Here is a 17,964-nt window from a genome sequence, read left to right as displayed (position 1 = left end):
GTTTTTTTACATCAGAGCACCTGCAATCAGGTGTACTTGATGTACTTCTCGCGGGCCAGACCAAAACGCTGATCCACCAGCTCGGTACGCGTGCGCAGCAGGTTGAAGTTCTTGACGAAGCTTTCTGCTGTTTCGCGGGTCAGTGGATCACGGTGCTGACGCAGCTCGTTAACGATGTCCATGGAGGCCTTGGCACCCGCTTCCAGCAGGTCTTCCGGGAAGGTGCGCAGGTTGACGCCATGACGCTCCACCAGGGTTTTTAATGCCACCGGGTCGTTGGCGTAGAAGTCGGAAGCCACCTGGTCGTATTCAGCCTGACAGGCGATTTCAACAATGCGCTGCAGATCCTGAGGCAGGGCAGCAAACTTGGACTTGTTCACTACCAGCTCAGTGGCCAGGCCCGGCTCGATGAAGCTGGGCAGGTAGTATTCCTTGCAGATCTGGTGGAAACCCAGCGCCAGATCGTTGTAGGGGCCTACAAACTCAGCGGCGTCCAGAGCACCAGACTGGAGTGCCTGATAGATTTCACCGGCAGCCATGTTGGTGACGTTGGCACCCATGCGGGACCAGACCTGACCACCCAGACCGGGGGTACGGAAGTTGATGCCCTGAATGTCGGCCAGGCTCTTGATTTCACGGCGGAACCAGCCACCGGCCTGAGTACCGGTATCACCGGACAGGAAGCCTTTGACACCAAACTGGTCATACACCTTGTCCCAGATTTCCTGACCGCCCATGAAGCGTACCCAGGCGGACAGCTCGCGGGAGGTCATACCATAAGGAACACCGGTGAAAAAGGAGGTTGCCTGGCTTTTGTTCTGCCAGTAGTAGGCTGCACCGTGGCTCATCTCTGCCGAGCCTTCGATAACGGCATCAAAGGACTGCAGTGCCGGAACCAGCTCGCCCGCTGCAAATACACGAACAGTCAGGCGGCCACCGGACATGGCGGTAATGCGATCAGCCAGACGCTGGGCACCCACGCCCAGACCGGGGAAGTTGCGAGGCCAGGTGGTGACCATGCGCCAGGTGATGTTGCGCTGGGCAATGGCGGGGGCAGCAACTGTGGCGGCGGCAGCGGCACCGGCACCAACAGCAGCAGTTTTCAGAAAGCTGCGTTTGCCCTGATCAACGGTTTGATCTTTCATGTTCAAAAAGCTCCCAAGTCGATTTTGGTATTTTTGTTTTGAGCTGCGGTTTCGCATCCAGGCGTTGAATCCACTAGAATGCCTTCTCTGCCGTGCAGCTGAATTAATACTACACGCAAATTCGCCGGGCATTAAAGAAAATTGATCCAACAAGTCAACGAGGTAGCGATTGATGTCACAGCAAGCCCCAGACCCCAAAGACCCGCAGCTGTTGCGCCAGAAGCTGGCGCTTGAAACCGCGCGTATTGGTTGGCGTGAGCTGGAAGCACACCATGCCCGTGGTGTGGTGGTACAGGTTGCTGACCAACTGGATCTGGTGGAAGTTGCCATGCAGCTGATCAGTGACAATAAACCTCAGTTTGAAGCCTGGTTGGCCAGTGGTGAAATTGGTCCGGTGGCTGATGCTGATGCACATACCTGGCACCATGAGTCCGCCGCTGTCTGGGCATTGGTTGTTGCGCCCTGGGTACTGGTGCAACAACGAGGCGAAAATGAAGCTGCTGGTAAACCAGCCAGTGCCCGGTTGCAATGAATCCGCTGGACTACCAACCGCCTGTTGAACCCTGGCTGGATATCCTCTATCAGGACAAGGACCTGCTGGTGCTCAACAAACCGGCTGGCCTGTTATCCAATCCTGGTCGTGACCCAGCCATGCATGACAGTGCTGAATCACGCGCCAAGGAATTAAACCCTTATGCTGAGCTGGTGCATCGACTGGATATGGATACTTCCGGTGTATTGCTGCTGACCCTGCGTAAAAAAGCCGAGCGGGCTCTGAAAATCCAGTTTCAGGAGCGTCAGACGCGTAAGGTGTATCGCGCCAGGGTCTGGGGTTGCCCGCCGGAGCTGGAGGGTGAAATCAATCTACCGTTGATTTGTGACTGGCCCAATCGACCCTTGCAGAAGGTCTGCTTTGAAACCGGCAAGCCTTCATTAACCCGCTACCGGGTGCTGAAGCAGGAGGGGCCAACCAGTTTGCTGGAGCTTTACCCACTGACAGGTCGCTCTCATCAGTTGCGGGTGCATCTGTTATCGGTAGGTTGCCCGATTCTGGGTGATCGCTTTTATGCTTCCGGGGAGGCTTTGGAGGCCAGCTCCAGGCTGCTGTTGCATGCACTGGAGCTGGAGGTGGGTCATCCTTACTCAGGAGAGCGACTGCTGTTCACTGCTCCCTGTCCTTTCTGATGTCTTGGTTTTTCTGGCTTTACGTGCACGCCAGAAGGCTTTTTCCACTTCAACCAGCAACAGCACCACCACCCCGTACGCCAGCATCAGGCCCCAGTGCTGCAGGGTCAGTGGAGCACTCTGGAACAGGGTGTTCATCAGCGGGGTATAGATAAAGGCCAGTTGGGCCAGCAGCATGGCACCAACACCACCCCAGATCCAGGGGTTGGAAAAGATGGGGGTGCGGAACAGGCTGATGGTCAGTGAGCGGCAGTTGAACAGGAAGGCGCTCTGCACCACCACAAACAGGGTGACGGCCAGAGTGCGTGCCACTTCCTCTGTTTCTCCCTGAGCCAGTGCCCACTGGAACAGACCAAAGGCACCTATCAACAGCAGGGTACTGACGGACACAATGCGCCCCATCATTTCACCACTGAGAATTGGTGAGTCAGGAATACGCGGCATGCGCTTCATGATGCCGGGTTCGCGGGGTTCAAAGGCCAGCATCAAACCCAGGAAAACGGCCGTGGTCATGTTCAGCCACAGGGCCTGCACCGGCAATACCGGCAGGGTGGCACCAATCAGGATGGCCACCATGATCACCATGCCCTGACCCATGTTGGTGGGCAGAATCCAGGTGATGAATTTCACCAGGTTGTCGAACACGTTACGACCTTCTTCCACCGCACCCTCAATGGTGGCGAAGTTGTCATCGGTCAACACCATGTCGGCCGCTTCTTTGGATACTTCCGTGCCGGCAATGCCCATGGCCACACCGATATCAGCCTTTTTCAGTGCGGGTGCATCATTCACCCCGTCACCGGTCATGGCGACCACGTGTTTTTTGGCTTGCAGTGCAGTCACCAGTTTCAGCTTCTGCTCCGGGGCAACACGGGCAAATACTGCGACTTTCTCTACTTCAGCCAGCAGCTCGTGGTCACTCATTTCCGCCAGTTCACGGCCGGTTAATACCCGATGTTTTTCTTCCTTGCCTTCCGGATGGGCAATGCCGATCTGTTCGGCAATGGCGCGAGCCGTCAGGGCGTGGTCACCGGTGATCATTTTCACCGAGATACCGGCACGCTGACAGGTGGCCACTGCACGAATGGCTTCGGCACGCGGTGGATCAATCATGGCCTGCAGACCAATAAAGGTCAGCTGTTCAGCATCTTCCTGTGAATGGAAGCGGTCAAAGGTGGTTTCACTCTTCGGCACCCGCTGCATGGCCAGGCACAGCACCCGCAGACCCATGGCGGCAAACTTTTCAGCCATGGCGGTGATCTTGTCGCGATCCAGCGCAAGGGGATTGCCCTCGGCATCCTGAGCGTCCTTGCAGCGAATCAGGGTGCGCTCCAGTGAGCCTTTCAGGTAAATGACATTCTGCTGTTCATCAAAGTGATGCAGGGTGGCCATGTACTGGCGGTCGGACTCAAACGGAATCACATCCAGGCGCTTGTGGGTTTGCAGCAGCGCATCACGATCCAGCCCTGCTTTCAGGCCGGAGGTGATCAGTGCACCTTCGGTGGGGTCACCTTGTACCTGCCACAAGCCCTCTTTCTGGATCAGGTCGGAGTCATTGCTGATCAGACCAGCCACCAGGCACTCACGCAGTGCAACAGGCAGGCTGGTCAAGGCAGTGCCATCCACAGGTTTGACTTCACCTTCCGGCTGGTAACCACTGCCAGACAGGTCATATTCCTGGTCCCCGGCAAACACCTTCTGTACCGTCATCTGGTTTTCAGTCAGGGTACCGGTCTTGTCAGAGCAGATGATGGTGGTGGAGCCGAGGGTTTCCACTGCAGGCAATTTCCGCACGATGGCATTACGCATCGCCATGCGGCGTACACCAATGGCCAGGGTGATGGTGACTACGGCTGGCAGACCTTCAGGAATGGCGGCTACCGCCAGTGCGACAGCGGCCATGAAGGTGGAGACCCAGTCCTGACCATGGAACAGGCCAACCAGGAAGGTAACGGCAGCCAGGCCCAGGATCACATACAGCAGGATTTTGCTGAAGGCATGGATTTTCTGGGTCAGTGGTGTATCCAGACTGACAGCTTCGGAAATCATGTGGGCAATCTTGCCGGTTTCCGTGTCATCACCAGTGGCAATCACCACGCCGCCGCCCTGACCATAGGTCACCAGAGTGCCGGCAAAAGCCATGTTGACGCGATCCGCCAGTACCGTGTCTTTTTCCAGCTGTGCACGCTCTTTCTGCACTGCCACAGATTCACCGGTCAATGCCGACTCATCAATCTGCAGGTCGCGGTTTTCAAACAGGCGCAGGTCGGCAGGCACCTTGTCGCCGGATGCCAGATAAACAATGTCGCCCGGCACCAGTTCAGTAGCCGGTACGGAAATGCGTTTGCCATCACGCACCACATTGGCATTGGCAGACAGCATTTTTTTCAGCGAATTGATCGCTTCTTCTGCTTTGGATTCCTGCATGTAACCAATGATGGCGTTGATGATCACCACGCCAAAAATAACCGCCGAGTCGATGTACTCCTTCAGGAAGAAGGTCACCACCGTAGCCACCAGCAGGATGTAAATCAGCGGGTTGTGAAATTGCAGCAGGAAGCGCTTCCAGGCTGGAACCGGTTTTTGAGCCGTGATGGCGTTGGGGCCAAACAGCCGCAGGCGTTCTTCAACCTCCTGTTTGGTCAGGCCTTCATGGTGATTACTTTTGAGGGCTTCAAAAACGTCCTCTTCAGCCAGGTGATGCCAGAGATCTTTGGGTAGGTTTTCCACGGGATTCCTCCTTAGCAGCCGCACAAAGATACTACCAATAGGGGGGATTACATAAAAGCAAAACCGGCGGGATGGATGACAGAAGTCATTTGGTGCAGGATAAAAAAGTAACATTGTGTAAATGTTATCCTGCATACTGAGCCAGTAGCAGTTCATATTGACTGGAGGTCATCATGAAAGGACAACGTTACACCTTCATGGTCAGTATCCTGGCCCTGTTTGGTTGCTTGACACTGATCTTGTCGATCTTTCTGATCAGTAACTTCTATGCACGCAGCCTGAACCAGGCTTATGAGCTGCTACAGCAGAACAATACAGAAACCACCCGGCATGTTGCGGAAAGCTTGCGAAGCTCACTCTATGGTGCTCAACGCCAGCTGCAGGTGCTCCAGGCGCTGGATCAGGAAGCGGATATCAGTGATTCTGAAACCCTGTTGCAGCGCGTGATGTGGCAGCAACTGGGGAGTGATGCCAGCATTGCCAGCCTGTTTATGGCTGATCAGCAAGGCAGTTTTATCCAGGTAAGGCGTGAACCCGAGCTGGCTTTACGCACCATCAACCGCAGCGTGCCGAATCCGCAGGATGTCTGGACTTACAAGGACCCGTCTTTTCAGACCTTGCGTGTGGAGTCGCTGGCGGCAGACTATGATCCACGCCCCCGCAGCTGGTATCAGGCCGTGACTGCCCAGAGTCCCGCTTACTGGTCTGATCCTTACTTGTTTGCTTCCACTGGGGCGCCGGGCATTACGCTGGCGCTGGGGCAGTTTGCAGCGGACGGGCAGAAAACCAAGGTGGCAGCCGTGGATTTTTCCCTGCAGGGCATGCAGCGCCTGCTGCAGGAGAAAGCCGCACAGCTGGGTGGTCAGTTGGTGATGTTGGGTGCCGGTGATGAGGTGATTGCCACGACTCTGCCACTGGACTGGCAGGACGGACTCCTGCTGAATGTTGCGCAGGCCGGATCACCCCTGCTGCAGCAGTTGCATCAGCAACAGCGGTTTGGGGTGTCGAGGGGGGAGCTGATGGATGAAGCTGGTCGTACCCAAATCTTTTTTATCTCGGAGCTACCGGGGGAAGCCGGGCGACGCTGGTATCTGATCGCCTTGTTCGACAAGGCAGAGGTGATTGGTGACATCCGCCAGCAATTGCTCAGGAATGTACTGATTTCGATTCTGGTGATTCTGCTGACCTATGTGCCGCTGCAGGCCATGCTGAGGCGCTATGTGATTCGGCCAGTACAAAAGCTGGATGCCATGACTCACGCCATTGCCCGTCAGGAGTATGACCGGGTTGAACCACTGGAAACGCGTATCCACGAGTTTCATCAACTGTCCCGCTCGATGGTCAACATGGCGGGGGCCATTCGCCAGTACCAGGAAGATCAGAAAAACCTGATTGATTCTTTCATTCGTATTCTGGCCGAAGCCATAGATGACAAATCCCATTATACCGGTGGCCACTGTGAGCGGGTACCCGAGGTGGCGCTGTTGCTGGCAGAAGCAGCTGATCAGTGTCAGCAGGGCACACTGGCCGATTTCCGTTTCCACAATGATGATGAGTGGCGGGAGTTCCGGGTGGCGGCCTGGTTGCATGATTGCGGCAAGATCATCACGCCGGAGCATGTGGTAGACAAGGCCACCAAGCTGGAAACCATCTACAACCGCATCCACGAAATTCGTATGCGTTTTGAGGTACTGCACCGCGATGCCACCCTGACTTATTACCAGCAATTACTGCAAAAACCACAGCATGAAGCACAGCTGGCGACCACCTTGCAGCAGCATCATCAGGCGCTGCAGGAGGCTTTTGCTTTTGTGGCCCGTTGCAATCAGGGTGGTGAGTTCATGGCCGATGAAGACCTGGTGCGTTTGCAGACCATTGCGGGTTGGCAATGGCAGCGGCATTTTGATGATCGTCTGGGGTTGGGGCAGGATGAAATCCTGCGCTTGCAGGGTGAGCCAGGTGTTTTGCCTGTAACGGAGCCCTTATTGGCGGATCGGCAGGAACACCGTATTCCCCGAGGCCGCGCCATTGATCTGAAGGAGTATCAGCGGCTGGGTTTCAAGATGCAGGTACCGGAATACGAGCGCAATCTGGGCGAGTTATACAATCTGAGTGTGCGCCGTGGCACCTTGACGGAAGAGGATCGCTTCATTATCAAGGGGCACATGATCGCCACCATCAAGATGCTGGAGCGTATTCCTTTCACTGATAATCTGAAACGGGTGCCTGAGTATGCCGGTAGTCACCATGAAACCCTGATCGGCACAGGTTATCCGCGTCAGTTGGTGAAGGAGCAGCTATCCATTCCAGCACGCATCATGGCGATAGCGGATGTGTTTGAAGCCCTGACAGCCAGTGATCGCCCTTACAAAAAGGCCAAACCCCTCAGTGAGTCCCTGAAAATCATGGCGTTCATGCGCAACGATGGGCACCTGGACCCGGAGTTGTTCGACCTGTTCCTGACCAGTGGGGTGTATCAGACCTATGCGGAACGCTTTCTGGCACCCGAGCAGATGGATGTGGCCGATATTACGCCTTATCTTGCAGCAGCATGAGGCAAGGGATCAGGGATTAAGCCAGATCAGCAGCCCGCCACCGAGCAGGCTGCTGATCAGCAGCGCCGGGATCGACCAGTAGTGGAACTGCAGCAGTAGCCCCGGCAGGCGCACCAACCGCAGGGCAATCAGGTTGGCCAAGGATCCCAGAGCCAGACCAAATCCACCGACACTGACACCCCAGGCCAGCGCCTGCCAGTCTTCGGTGAAATGCGCCAGAAACAAGGTGGCCGGAACATTGGACAAAACTTGTGACAACAGTACGCCAGCCCCGTAAACACCACCCGGCCAGTGATCCAGTTGTTGCCCCAGCTCAGTGAACAGCGGCAGGCGAGCCAATAGTCCCAGATTGATGAACATCAGCAGGAAAATCACCAGCAACAGCCAGTCAATGCCCAGCAGCAAGCGGGGATGCAGCAGCAGGTACACCAGCAATACCAGTAGTGCCGCCAAGGGCGCATAACCCGCATCCGCCAGCAGCAGAAATGGCACAAACAACAGTAGTGATGTCCACAGCAGCGGCCCATGCAGGGTGGGCAGGCGGGGTGAGGTGTCTGCTTGCAGGGTTCGGCTGGAAAAAGCCGGGATCACAGCCAGCAGCAACAGCAGTAACAGGCCAAGAGCCAGTGGCCACATCATCTGCAGGAAGGCCAGAAAGCTCACGCCGGAAGCCTGCCAGATGAACAGGTTTTGTGGATTGCCGATCGGGCTGATACTGGAGCCTGCATTGACGGCCAGCGCCATAAAAATGGTCAGGCGCGCCAGTGGCAGGGGGCTGATCTGATGCAGGGACAGCATCAGCGGGATCACAATAAAAAGTGCTACATCATTGGTGATCAGTGCCGACAGGGTGGCAGCAAATAACACCAGCATGGCAGCCAGCTTGCGTTCAGTGGATAGCTGGGTCAGCAGTATTACACCCAGGCGGGATAACAGGCCGCTCAGTTCCAGTCCGCGACTTAACAGCAGCAGCCCGGTGAGGGCTGCCAGGGTTTGCCATTCCACCAGTTGCGGCAGCTCGGCTGCTGCAACTGGTGACCACCAGAGCAGTGGTGGCAGGCTGAGCAGTAACACCAGCAGCAGCCGGTCTTCCGTAATCCGATTGATCAGATGACGTAACACCGGCAGCATGCTGGAGCGCCCCTGTTTCTTAGTAGCGGTAGGTTTCCGGTTTAAACGGACCTTCCTGCGGAACACCCAGGTACTCGGCCTGTTTGGGGGTCAGCTGAGTAATGACTCCACCAAAACCCTGCACCATGTAACGCGCCACTTCTTCATCCAGTTGTTTGGGCAGCACTTCAACAGTTACCTTGCCGGGCTTCTGGTCGGCGGGCAGGTTGGCAAAACCACCCTGATACAGGTGAATCTGTGCCAGCACCTGGTTGGCAAAAGAGCCATCCATGATGCGGCTGGGATGGCCGGTGGCATTACCCAGATTCACCAGACGGCCTTCGGACAGCAGGATCAGGTAGTCATCGCTGGTTTCATCAAACTGGCCGGGCTTGCCATCGCGGAATACCTTGTGCACCTGAGGTTTGATTTCCTGCCAGGCCCAGTTGTTGCGGGTGTAAGCCGTGTCGATTTCATTGTCGAAGTGGCCGATGTTGCAGACCACGGCACCTTTTTTCAGGGCTTTCATCATCGGGGCATCACAGACATTGACGTTACCGGTGGTGGTGACCACCAGATCAATTTTGCCCAGCAGGGGTTTGTCGATGCAGTCGTCCTTGCCGGTGTTGCGGCCATTCAGGTAGGGGGATACCACTTCATAACCGTCCATGCAGGCCTGCATGGCACAGATCGGATCCACCTCGGTGACTTTGACAATCATGCCTTCCTGACGCAGGGAGGCAGCAGAGCCCTTGCCCACGTCACCATAACCGATCACCAGTGCCTGCTTGCCGGACAGCAGGTGGTCAGTGGCACGCTTGATGGCATCGTTGAGGCTGTGACGGCAGCCGTACTTGTTGTCGTTCTTGGATTTGGTCACCGCATCGTTGACGTTGATGGCCGGGATTTTCAGGCTGCCCTTTTTCATCATTTCGATCAGGCGATGCACGCCGGTGGTGGTTTCCTCGGAAACACCGTGGATGCCATCCAGCAGTGCCGGGTATTCGTGATGCAGGATTTCGGTCAGGTCACCGCCGTCATCCAGCACCATGTTGGGCACCCAGCCATCCTTGCCTTCAATGGTCTGCTTGATGCACCAGAGATACTCTTCTTCGGTTTCGCCCTTCCAGGCAAACACCGGAATGCCTGCAGCGGCAATGGCGGCAGCGGCGTGATCCTGGGTGGAGAAAATGTTGCAGGATGACCAGCGCACTTCAGCACCCAGATCCACCAGGGTTTCAATCAGAACACCAGTCTGGATGGTCATGTGGATGCAACCAGCAATACGAGCGCCTTTTAATGGCTGCTGAGCACGGTATTTGGCACGAATGGCCATCAGTGCCGGCATTTCACTTTCGGCAATGCGCAGTTCTTTGCGGCCCCAGTCAGCCAGCTTGATATCGGCGACCTTGTAATCATTAAAAGCTGTCATAAACACTCCGTTTAACTAATCAATAAAGATCAGCAATCCGCCGGTTGAGCGGCAGAAAAACTCATCATTTCAAGTTGAACGGGCGCCGTTGAACAGTGTTTCCTGAACTGAGCCTGACAGTAAAAGCTGCTGCAGCGCCCCTCAGTTCAGGGAAAAGGGGGCAGTATGGCTGCCCGAAAATCAATTATAGCAGGCCGGTGGCTTAACTCACACGCTGGTAAATCAAGTCCCAGACACCATGCCCGAGGCGTTCGCCGCGTTGTTCAAACTTGGTCAGCGGGCGGCTGTCCGGGCGGGGTACAAAGTCTTCTCCCGCTGCTGCGGTGTTCTGGTAACCCGGTGCGGCATTCATTACGTCACGCATGTGTTCAGCATAGGCTTCCCAGTCGGTGGCGAGGTGAAAACGGCCGCCGATTTTCAGTTTTTTGCGGATGGTTTCCACAAAAGGGGGCTGCACAATACGGCGTTTGTGGTGTTTCTTTTTTGGCCAGGGATCAGGGAAAAACAGCTGGAACAGGTCGATGGATTCATCGGCAAAACACTGGTTCAGCACTTCCACGGCATCGGCGCGATAGACCCGCAAGTTACCCACACCCCGATCGCCAGCTTCACACAGCAGTTTGCCAACACCGGGCAGGTGCACTTCAATGCCAACAAAGTCGTGATCCGGCATGGCCTGGAGTTGCTCCAGCAGGGAGGCACCCATGCCAAACCCCACTTCTACCACCAGCGGTGCTGAGCGGCCAAATACGCTGGCTGCATCAAAAGGGCCTTCTTCCAGCGTGCGGCCATATTTTGGCAGGAATTCATCAATGCCCCGTTGTTGGGCTGCAGTCATGCGGCCCTGGCGCAGTACAAAACTGCGGATGCGCTTGTCGTGGATGGCATCATCAGCACGGTCATGTTTATTGCTGGGCATCTTGTCTGACGTCTGGCTCATGAATGGATCAGTCCTTCCAGGGGTGAGCTGGCGCTGGCATAGGCTTTTTTCGGCATACGGCCGGCCAGGAAGGCTTCTCGTCCGGCTTCGATGGCTTTTTTCATCGCGCTGGCCATCAGCACCGGGTTGCGGGCATGGGCAATGGCGGTGTTCATTAATACGCCTTCACAACCCATTTCCATGGCAATGGCGGCATCAGAGGCAGTACCCACCCCGGCATCCACCAACACCGGCACCCTGGCATCTTCCATGATCAGGCGAATGTTGTGTGGGTTCAGGATGCCCAGCCCGGAGCCAATCAAAGAACCCAGCGGCATGATGGCAACACAACCCATGGCTTCCAGCTCCTTGGCAGCAATGGGGTCATCACTGCAATACACCATCACTTCAAACCCTTCCTTGATCAGGGTTTCCGTGGCGGTGAGGGTTTCACGCATGTTGGGGTAAAGGGTTTTCTGGTCACCCAGTACTTCCAGCTTGACCAGATTGTGCCCATCCAGCAGTTCACGAGCCAGCATACAGGTGCGCACGGCATCCTTGGCGGTGTAACAACCGGCCGTATTGGGCAGGATGGTGTAACGATCCGGTGAAATCACATCCAGCAGGTTGGGTTCATCCGGGTTCTGGCCAATATTGGTGCGGCGTACGGCGACCGTGACAATTTCGGCACCGGAGGCTGCAATGGCCTCGCGGGTTTCATTCAGATCCTTGTATTTGCCAGTGCCAACCAACAGGCGGGATGTGAATTCCCGCTGGCCAATCCGGAAGCTGTCTTTTGTATTCATCGTGGGTCTCTTTATTCGGGGTCACACAATATGGGGTCACACAGCGTTATGCATTTACAGGGTATCAGCCGCCGCCAATGGCGTGGACAATTTCCACCTGATCCTCTGCTTGCAACAGGGTTGTGGCATGGCGACTTTTGGGAATGATGTTTTCGTTGACCTCTACGGCCAGGCGTTTGCCGGTCAACTGCAATTGTTGCAGCAGATCTTCAATGCTGGCTTGCTCAGGCAGGGCATGGGGTTGCCCGTTTAAACGTATCTGCATGTCCACCTCCGGTCAGGGGTGACATTCTACCGGATTTTCAGTCTTGCTGAAGGGTGGTTGACCGGATGGTGGCCAGTGGAATCAGCTTGGCTGATAGTGGCTGACCTGCATTTAGCGTGGAGGGATGGAGTAGGTGGCAACAACATGAGCCACGCTTTCCGCTTCGCCTTCGCTGTAGAGGTTCACCTCTCCGATCACCAGGCGTTTTCCCAGTTTTAAAAGGCTGGCTTTAGCCATGATGGCGCGATCAGCACGGGGTTTGTTGAGGAAGTGAATGGTGAAATCGGTGGTGACAGCCAGTGCTACCGGGCCAATTTTTGACAGGATGGCCACATACAGGGCAACATCCGCCAGCGCCATCAGTGTTGGGCCGGAGACGGTACCGCCGGGGCGCAGATGACTGTCATTGATTGGCAGGCGCAGCAGACTGTATTGATCTTCCACTTCACAGACTTCGCCCACATACTGGGGAAACTCCTGCTGCAGAAAGGTGATCATTTCTTCGCGGGTCATTTTCAGTGAGCTGGTCATCCGGTTATCTCGCTTTGTTCTTGTTGGTGAAAAAAATTATGCAGCAGTTTCCAGAGCTTGTATGCCTTCCATGCTGGTTGAGTGTGACCGGGCGGTTTTGTTAATGGTCAAAAATCCACTGCAACTGCTGTACCGGGATGCCGACCTGCTGGTGGTTCACAAACCCTCTGGCTTACTGGTGCACCGCAGTCCGATTGATCGGCATGAAACCGAGTTTGCCTTGCAGTACGCGCGTGAGCTGAATGGCGGTGAACACGTTTACCCGGTGCACCGGCTGGATAAACCCACCTCGGGTTTGCTGGTGTTTGCCCGCTCAGCGGAAGTGGCTTCAGCACTGGGGCAACTGATGATGACTCGCCAGGTGCAGAAAACCTATCTGGCGGTGGTGCGTGGCTGGCCGCAGGATGCAGGCAGCATTGATTATCCCTTGCGGCTGGAGCCTGCGGATAAACGGGATACCAGTGAGCAGCCGGTACAATCCGCAGTGAGTGATTATACCTGCCTGGCCAGGGTGGAGCTGCCGGTGCAGGTGGACCGTTACCCCCAGACCCGTTATGCACTGGTGGCCGTGCACCCGTATGAGGGGCGCAAACATCAGGTCAGACGCCACCTGAAGCAGTTGGACCACCCGATTCTGGGTGACATCAAACACGGCAAAGGCCCGCACAACCGTTATGCTGAAAGTGAGTTTGGGCGTGGGCTGTTGCTGGCCTGTGTGCAGATGACTTTTCCGCACCCGGACTCCGGTGAACCACTGACCTTGAATGCACCGCTGGAGCCCCGGTTTGCCGAAGTGATCCGGCGCTGGAACTGGCAGCAGAGCCTGCCTATGGAATGGCTTCAGTCCACCTGAAAAATCTATTGGCAAGTTATTGATGGCGGCTTTAATATCCGCGCACTTTCCTGTATCGCCGTCCGGCAAAAGCAAGTAACCCCCTCTCCTTTTCTGTGAGGTTCTGAGCGTGAAGCTGATTACCTTTGATGCCCTGCGTACGCTGGGGCTTCCGCGTGCCCGTTATATCAAGCCGGAACGGATGTATGATCATCTCGATGAAATTCGCGCGGCAGACTGGCTGCTGTTTCCTGAGTACTGGCAGATCAACACCCTGTTGTATGGCCTGAACAAGCGTATTTTTCCCAGCCCGGCCAGTTATTATCTGGGGCACAACAAGGTGGAGCAGACCCGTGCATTCATGGCGGTTTGTCCGGAGCATCTGCCAAAAACAGCCATTCACGGCAGCTCACGTTATGCCTTGCAGGCAGTGCTGGAAAACTTTTCCCTGCCGCTGGTTGCCAAGGCGGTAAAAAGTGCGCGGGGAGAAGGGGTGGCACTGTTAAACACGGAGGCAGAGTTGTTTGACTGGGCCGCCAACCATGATGTGTTGTATGTGCAGGAAAAGCTGGATATCAACCGGGATCTGCGAGTGGTCTGGGTGGGTGGTCGGTGCCTGGATGCTTACTGGCGCATTGCCCCCGAGGGTGGTTTTTTAAACAATGTTTCCCAGGGCGGCAGCACCAGCCGGGATGATGTTCCACAGGCAGCACTGGATCTGGTGGCCCGGATAGCAAACCAGTTACAGATCGATCACGGTGGTTTTGATGTAGCGATGGTGGACGACTGGCCTTACCTGTTTGAGTTCAACCGCCTGTTTGGCAATCAGGGTTTGGCCGGTGGTACTGCGGTGTGGGCTGAGGCAGTGTTGGCGCGCCTGTCCTCGCAATAACCTCAGCTATCACGCAGGTTACCGATCCGGCCGCTCATTTCCTGTGCTACGTCCACGGCATAGTTGTCGGTCATGCCACCGATGAAGTCCAGCGCCCGACGGTAGCTCTGATACAGCGGCCAGTTTTTTTCCGGCATGTTTTCGCCGATCAATGCCAGCACTCGCTGGTGTTTGAAGCTGGGTGCTGATGGGTCACGGTGCAGGGCATTACAGGCCTCACAAAAGGTTTGCAGCAGGGTGCCCAGGGTGGTGTAAGCCCCGATTTCCAGCTTGGCCTTGCGCTGATGGCGGAAAATGCGGTCTCGGGCCAGAATTTTGGCCTGGCGCACACCCTGCGCAACTGGCGTTGGGCAGACATCGATCAGGTCCTGATCAAAGCGCCCGGCCAGCAAATCGGGTTGATGTTGAACAAAAGCCTGCACCACTGCAGTGACCATCTTTTCCATGGCATGGCCACGCAAGGCAGCCACCTTGCGGCGGCGTGAAGCGCCCGTCAGTCGCTGATAATCGGATGGTGTGCCACCACCGATGGACTCCAGCAGCTCGGCAACCTCGGCAAACTGCAGGATTTCCATTTCCAGGCCATCTTCCAGGTCCAGCAGGGCATAACAGATGTCGTCGGCGGCTTCGACCAGATAAACCAGCGGATGCCTGACCCAGCGCCAGTCTTCAAGCTGGATCAGTCCAAGATTGTCTGCCACTTCCCTGAGTTGCTGTTTTTCCGTCTGAAAAGCAGAAAATTTGCCCTTGTTGCTGGCGTGTTCCACTGTCCAGGGGTATTTCAGCATGGCCCCCAGGGTGGCGTGGGTCAGGCGCATGCCACCATCAAACTGGTTGTATTCAATCTGGGTGACCACCCGAAAACCCTGGGCATTGCCTTCAAAAGTCTGCAGGTCCAGCTGTTCAGCTTCACTCAAGCCTTCCAGCAGGCCTGCTTGTCCGGCCTGGCGAAACCAGTCACGGATGGCATATTCCCCGGCATGGCCAAACGGCGGGTTGCCGATGTCATGGGCCAGGCAAGCTGCCTGTACTATCACCCCGAGGTCTGCCGGGGTGGCCCAGTCTGGCAGTGCCGGGCGCAGCAGTTCACCGGCCAGCATGCCCAGGCTGCGACCGACACAGGCAACTTCCAGAGAGTGGGTCAGGCGGGTGTGGACGTGATCATTGTTGGCCAGTGGATGCACCTGGGTCTTGCGGCCCAGCCGCCGGAAAGAACCGGAAAAGATGATCCGGTCATGATCCTTGTGGAATGGGCTGCGCCCCCGCTCTTCACGAGGGCCGCGGACTGCGCCGAGCCTGCCGGAACTGAGCAGGCGCTGCCATTCCATCATTATCCGGTTATTCAGAAGTTAAGGCGGAAACCGACATGAAAGCCCTTTTCGATCGGGTCATTAAAACCCCTATCGGTTTTCAGGTGTATGTGACGGTAACCCAGAAACACATCGGTGTTCTGGATGGCGCGATAGGCAACACGGCCACCGACTTCATAAAGGGTTTCAGTGTCATTGAAGCTGGTGACCTTGGGTGCATACCAGGCATAACCACCGGCTGACAGGCGCTGTGCGCCCGGCACCACGTGATAAAACAGGCCGCCAAAGGCAATCGCCAGGCCGGAGTTGGAGCCGGGGGCGGAGTAACCGTACATGCGGGCACCGATGGCGGCCCGGTAGGTACGATTATCGGTTTCCACACCCTGCAGGCCAAAAGTGGCCACCGTTGCGGAAGAGTCACTGTCTTCTTCCGTATAAAGGAAACTGCCATTGATGTGCAGATTGCTGGCACCCGTCAGTGGTCGGTCGTATTCCACCTGCAGGGTGTCATTATTGATATTGGCTTCCAGTGAACCGGGTGACAAGCCAAAAGCTGCGGCAGGCAGGCTGAGCACCAGCAGTGGCAGTAACAGAGCAGATGAGCGCAGAACGTGAGTCAGCATAAGCAGGTTCCCTTGGGTAAAAAGTCAGACACCATAAGTCTGACGGTAATCTTCAATGGCTCCGACGTGTTGCTGGAGTTCGGGGCGATTGGATGCAAATTCCAGCACATTGTCCAGTGAAATGATACTGATCACCGGGATCTGCAAGTCCTGTTCGACTTCCTGGATGGCAGAGCGTTCACCCTTGCCACGCTCCTGGCGGTTCAGGGCAATCACCACACCAGCCACTTCACCGCCTGCCTGCTCAATCATCGGCAGCACTTCGCGAATGGCAGTGCCGGCAGTGATGACATCATCAATGATCAGCACTTTTTTGCCCTGCAGGTCAGCGCCCACCAGTTGGCCGCCTTCGCCATGCGTTTTGGCTTCTTTGCGATTAAAGGCAAAAGGTGTCGGGCGCTGATGGTGTTCGGCCAGCATGCTTGCCGTGGCTGATGCCAGCGGAATACCCTTGTAGGCCGGGCCAAACAGCACATCAAAATGCAGGCCGGAAGCCATGATGGCCTGGGCATAACTCTTGCCCAGTTGAACCAGTGCTTCACCGGAGTTAAACAGGCCGGCATTGAAAAAATAGGGGCTGACGCGGCCGGATTTCAGTTTGAACTGGCCAAAACGCAATACCTGCTGCTGCAGGGCAAAATCAATGAAATCTTGTTGATAATTTAACATTGTCAAATAAGGTCGAGCTGGCAACTGGTTAACTGAATTGTGTATGAAGACCGTATTGCGGCAAAATGACGCCGATTCGCGACCGATACAAACAGCAATTCCCCAAAAGTCTGAAGGTCAGGTATCATACACCCAAACAAAACGAGTCACCACGCAGGAATGGGAACAGCGCACGCATGAAAGTGATCAGCCTGAATGTTGGCGGAATCAAACAAGCCGTTGAAAAGGGGTTCCTGGACTGGTTAAAAGACCAGGATGCAGATGTTGTCTGTGTTCAGGACGTGCGTACCAAAAGCTGGAAGCTCGGTGATGCCATCGAGCGTCCGGATGGCTGGGAAGGTTACTTCTTTGACGCCGAGCAGGATGATTATGCCGGCACTGGCATTTATTGCCGCCAGATGCCCAAGGCAGTGATGACCGGCCTGGGTTTTGAGCTGGCTGATCGGGAAGGGCGCTTCATGCAGGCTGACTTCGACAAGGTCAGTGTGGCCAGCTTCCTGATGCCTTCCGGCAGCAACCCGGCGGAAAAGAAACTTTTCATGGAGCAGTACCTGGAGTTCCTCACCAAGCTGCGTCGCAAGCGTCGTGAATTCATCATCTGCGGCACCTGGAACATTGCCCACAAGACGCTGGATCTGGCCAACTGGCAGGACAATCAGCTCAGCATCGGCTTCCGTCCGGAAGAGCGCGCCTGGATGGATCAGGTATTTGGTCCGCTGGGATTCATCGATGCCTACCGTGAAGTCAACCGGGACAACGATCAGTTCACCTTCTGGCCAGACAGCCAGCGGGACAGGGATCGTCAGGAAGGCTGGCGCCTGGATTATCAGGTCACCGGCCCCAACCTGCGCAAGGCTGTTAAAAAAGCCTGGATTGATCGCAGTGTGAAGGTTTCTGATCACGCACCGGTTTATATTGAATACGACCTGTAACCTGTGTGGATGTAATCTGGTGCTGATA

Annotated in this window: 17 protein-coding genes and 1 riboswitch; of the genes, 6 read left to right on the top strand and 11 right to left on the bottom strand. The window is 55.9% G+C overall.

Annotated elements, in window-relative coordinates; genetic code table 11:
* Window positions 1-26 precede the first annotated feature (26 nt).
* Window positions 27-1,145: a TRAP transporter substrate-binding protein gene (locus BT114_RS07315; protein ID WP_072325710.1), complete on the bottom strand. Its 1,119-nt coding sequence runs from the start codon at window positions 1,143-1,145 to the stop codon at window positions 27-29.
* 172 nt (window positions 1,146-1,317) lie between these two features.
* Here BT114_RS07315 and BT114_RS07310 point away from each other — a divergent pair, with 172 nt between their 5' ends.
* Both BT114_RS07310 and BT114_RS07305 read left to right on the top strand, forming a co-directional pair.
* Window positions 1,318-1,677, top strand: a complete 360-nt coding sequence (locus tag BT114_RS07310) for a DUF2288 domain-containing protein (RefSeq protein ID WP_072325709.1) — start codon at window positions 1,318-1,320, stop codon at window positions 1,675-1,677.
* On the top strand, window positions 1,674-2,330 hold the full coding sequence (locus BT114_RS07305) for a pseudouridine synthase (protein ID WP_072325708.1): 657 nt from the start codon (window positions 1,674-1,676) through the stop codon (window positions 2,328-2,330). The genes BT114_RS07310 and BT114_RS07305 overlap by 4 nt, the downstream gene beginning before the upstream one ends.
* On the opposite strand, the gene BT114_RS07300 is transcribed toward BT114_RS07305, so the two are convergent.
* Window positions 2,289-5,060: a cation-transporting P-type ATPase gene (locus tag BT114_RS07300; protein WP_072325707.1), complete on the bottom strand. Its 2,772-nt coding sequence runs from the start codon at window positions 5,058-5,060 to the stop codon at window positions 2,289-2,291. The two genes, BT114_RS07305 and BT114_RS07300, sit on opposite strands and share 42 nt — an antisense overlap.
* A 173-nt stretch (window positions 5,061-5,233) precedes the next feature.
* Between BT114_RS07300 and BT114_RS07295 the strand changes: the two genes are divergently transcribed.
* Window positions 5,234-7,615: an HD domain-containing phosphohydrolase gene (locus BT114_RS07295; protein WP_072325706.1), complete on the top strand. Its 2,382-nt coding sequence runs from the start codon at window positions 5,234-5,236 to the stop codon at window positions 7,613-7,615.
* Window positions 7,616-7,624: 9 nt separating this feature from the next.
* Here BT114_RS07295 and BT114_RS07290 read toward each other — a convergent pair whose 3' ends face one another.
* From BT114_RS07290 to BT114_RS07265, 6 genes are all read right to left on the bottom strand, one after another.
* Window positions 7,625-8,746, bottom strand: a complete 1,122-nt coding sequence (locus tag BT114_RS07290; protein WP_177247057.1) for an SLC13 family permease — start codon at window positions 8,744-8,746, stop codon at window positions 7,625-7,627.
* Between the two features lie 19 nt (window positions 8,747-8,765).
* Window positions 8,766-10,157: an adenosylhomocysteinase gene (gene ahcY / locus BT114_RS07285; protein WP_072325705.1), complete on the bottom strand. Its 1,392-nt coding sequence runs from the start codon at window positions 10,155-10,157 to the stop codon at window positions 8,766-8,768.
* A gap of 73 nt (window positions 10,158-10,230) precedes the next feature.
* A riboswitch (S-adenosyl-L-homocysteine riboswitch) is annotated at window positions 10,231-10,306 on the bottom strand.
* Window positions 10,307-10,359: 53 nt separating this feature from the next.
* Window positions 10,360-11,097, bottom strand: a complete 738-nt coding sequence (gene trmB / locus BT114_RS07280; RefSeq protein WP_072325704.1) for a tRNA (guanosine(46)-N7)-methyltransferase TrmB — start codon at window positions 11,095-11,097, stop codon at window positions 10,360-10,362.
* Window positions 11,094-11,882 (bottom strand): thiazole synthase, encoded by a 789-nt coding sequence (locus BT114_RS07275; protein ID WP_072325703.1) that lies wholly within the window; start codon window positions 11,880-11,882, stop codon window positions 11,094-11,096. Before BT114_RS07275 ends, trmB begins: the two co-directional genes overlap by 4 nt.
* 64 nt (window positions 11,883-11,946) lie before the next feature.
* The gene (gene thiS, locus BT114_RS07270) at window positions 11,947-12,147 is read right to left on the bottom strand and encodes a sulfur carrier protein ThiS (RefSeq protein WP_072325702.1); all 201 of its coding nucleotides are present in this window, start codon (window positions 12,145-12,147) and stop codon (window positions 11,947-11,949) included.
* Window positions 12,148-12,258: 111 nt separating this feature from the next.
* Window positions 12,259-12,678: a PaaI family thioesterase gene (locus BT114_RS07265; RefSeq protein WP_218163470.1), complete on the bottom strand. Its 420-nt coding sequence runs from the start codon at window positions 12,676-12,678 to the stop codon at window positions 12,259-12,261.
* Between the two features lie 61 nt (window positions 12,679-12,739).
* On the opposite strand from BT114_RS07265, the gene BT114_RS07260 reads away from it, so the two are divergent.
* Both BT114_RS07260 and BT114_RS07255 read left to right on the top strand, forming a co-directional pair.
* Window positions 12,740-13,531, top strand: coding sequence for a pseudouridine synthase (locus BT114_RS07260; protein ID WP_245770406.1), 792 nt, complete (start codon window positions 12,740-12,742; stop codon window positions 13,529-13,531).
* 109 nt (window positions 13,532-13,640) lie between these two features.
* Window positions 13,641-14,402 (top strand): ATP-grasp domain-containing protein, encoded by a 762-nt coding sequence (locus BT114_RS07255; RefSeq protein WP_072325701.1) that lies wholly within the window; start codon window positions 13,641-13,643, stop codon window positions 14,400-14,402.
* 2 nt (window positions 14,403-14,404) lie between these two features.
* On the opposite strand, the gene BT114_RS07250 is transcribed toward BT114_RS07255, so the two are convergent.
* From BT114_RS07250 to pyrE, 3 genes are read right to left on the bottom strand one after another with little or no spacing between them, the layout of a single operon-like run.
* Window positions 14,405-15,730 (bottom strand): deoxyguanosinetriphosphate triphosphohydrolase, encoded by a 1,326-nt coding sequence (locus tag BT114_RS07250; protein ID WP_084662011.1) that lies wholly within the window; start codon window positions 15,728-15,730, stop codon window positions 14,405-14,407.
* A gap of 14 nt (window positions 15,731-15,744) precedes the next feature.
* Window positions 15,745-16,335, bottom strand: a complete 591-nt coding sequence (locus BT114_RS07245) for a YfaZ family outer membrane protein (RefSeq protein WP_072325699.1) — start codon at window positions 16,333-16,335, stop codon at window positions 15,745-15,747.
* Between the two features lie 24 nt (window positions 16,336-16,359).
* The gene (gene pyrE, locus BT114_RS07240) at window positions 16,360-17,004 is read right to left on the bottom strand and encodes an orotate phosphoribosyltransferase (protein ID WP_072325698.1); all 645 of its coding nucleotides are present in this window, start codon (window positions 17,002-17,004) and stop codon (window positions 16,360-16,362) included.
* A 176-nt stretch (window positions 17,005-17,180) separates the two neighbouring features.
* Between pyrE and BT114_RS07235 the strand changes: the two genes are divergently transcribed.
* On the top strand, window positions 17,181-17,936 hold the full coding sequence (locus BT114_RS07235) for an exodeoxyribonuclease III (RefSeq protein ID WP_072325697.1): 756 nt from the start codon (window positions 17,181-17,183) through the stop codon (window positions 17,934-17,936).
* Window positions 17,937-17,964 lie beyond the last annotated feature (28 nt).

Source organism: Marinospirillum alkaliphilum DSM 21637 (genome assembly GCF_900119735.1).
Taxonomy (GTDB): Bacteria; Pseudomonadota; Gammaproteobacteria; order Pseudomonadales; family Halomonadaceae; genus Marinospirillum; species Marinospirillum alkaliphilum.
This window is presented reverse-complemented; position numbering and strand designations above follow the sequence as displayed.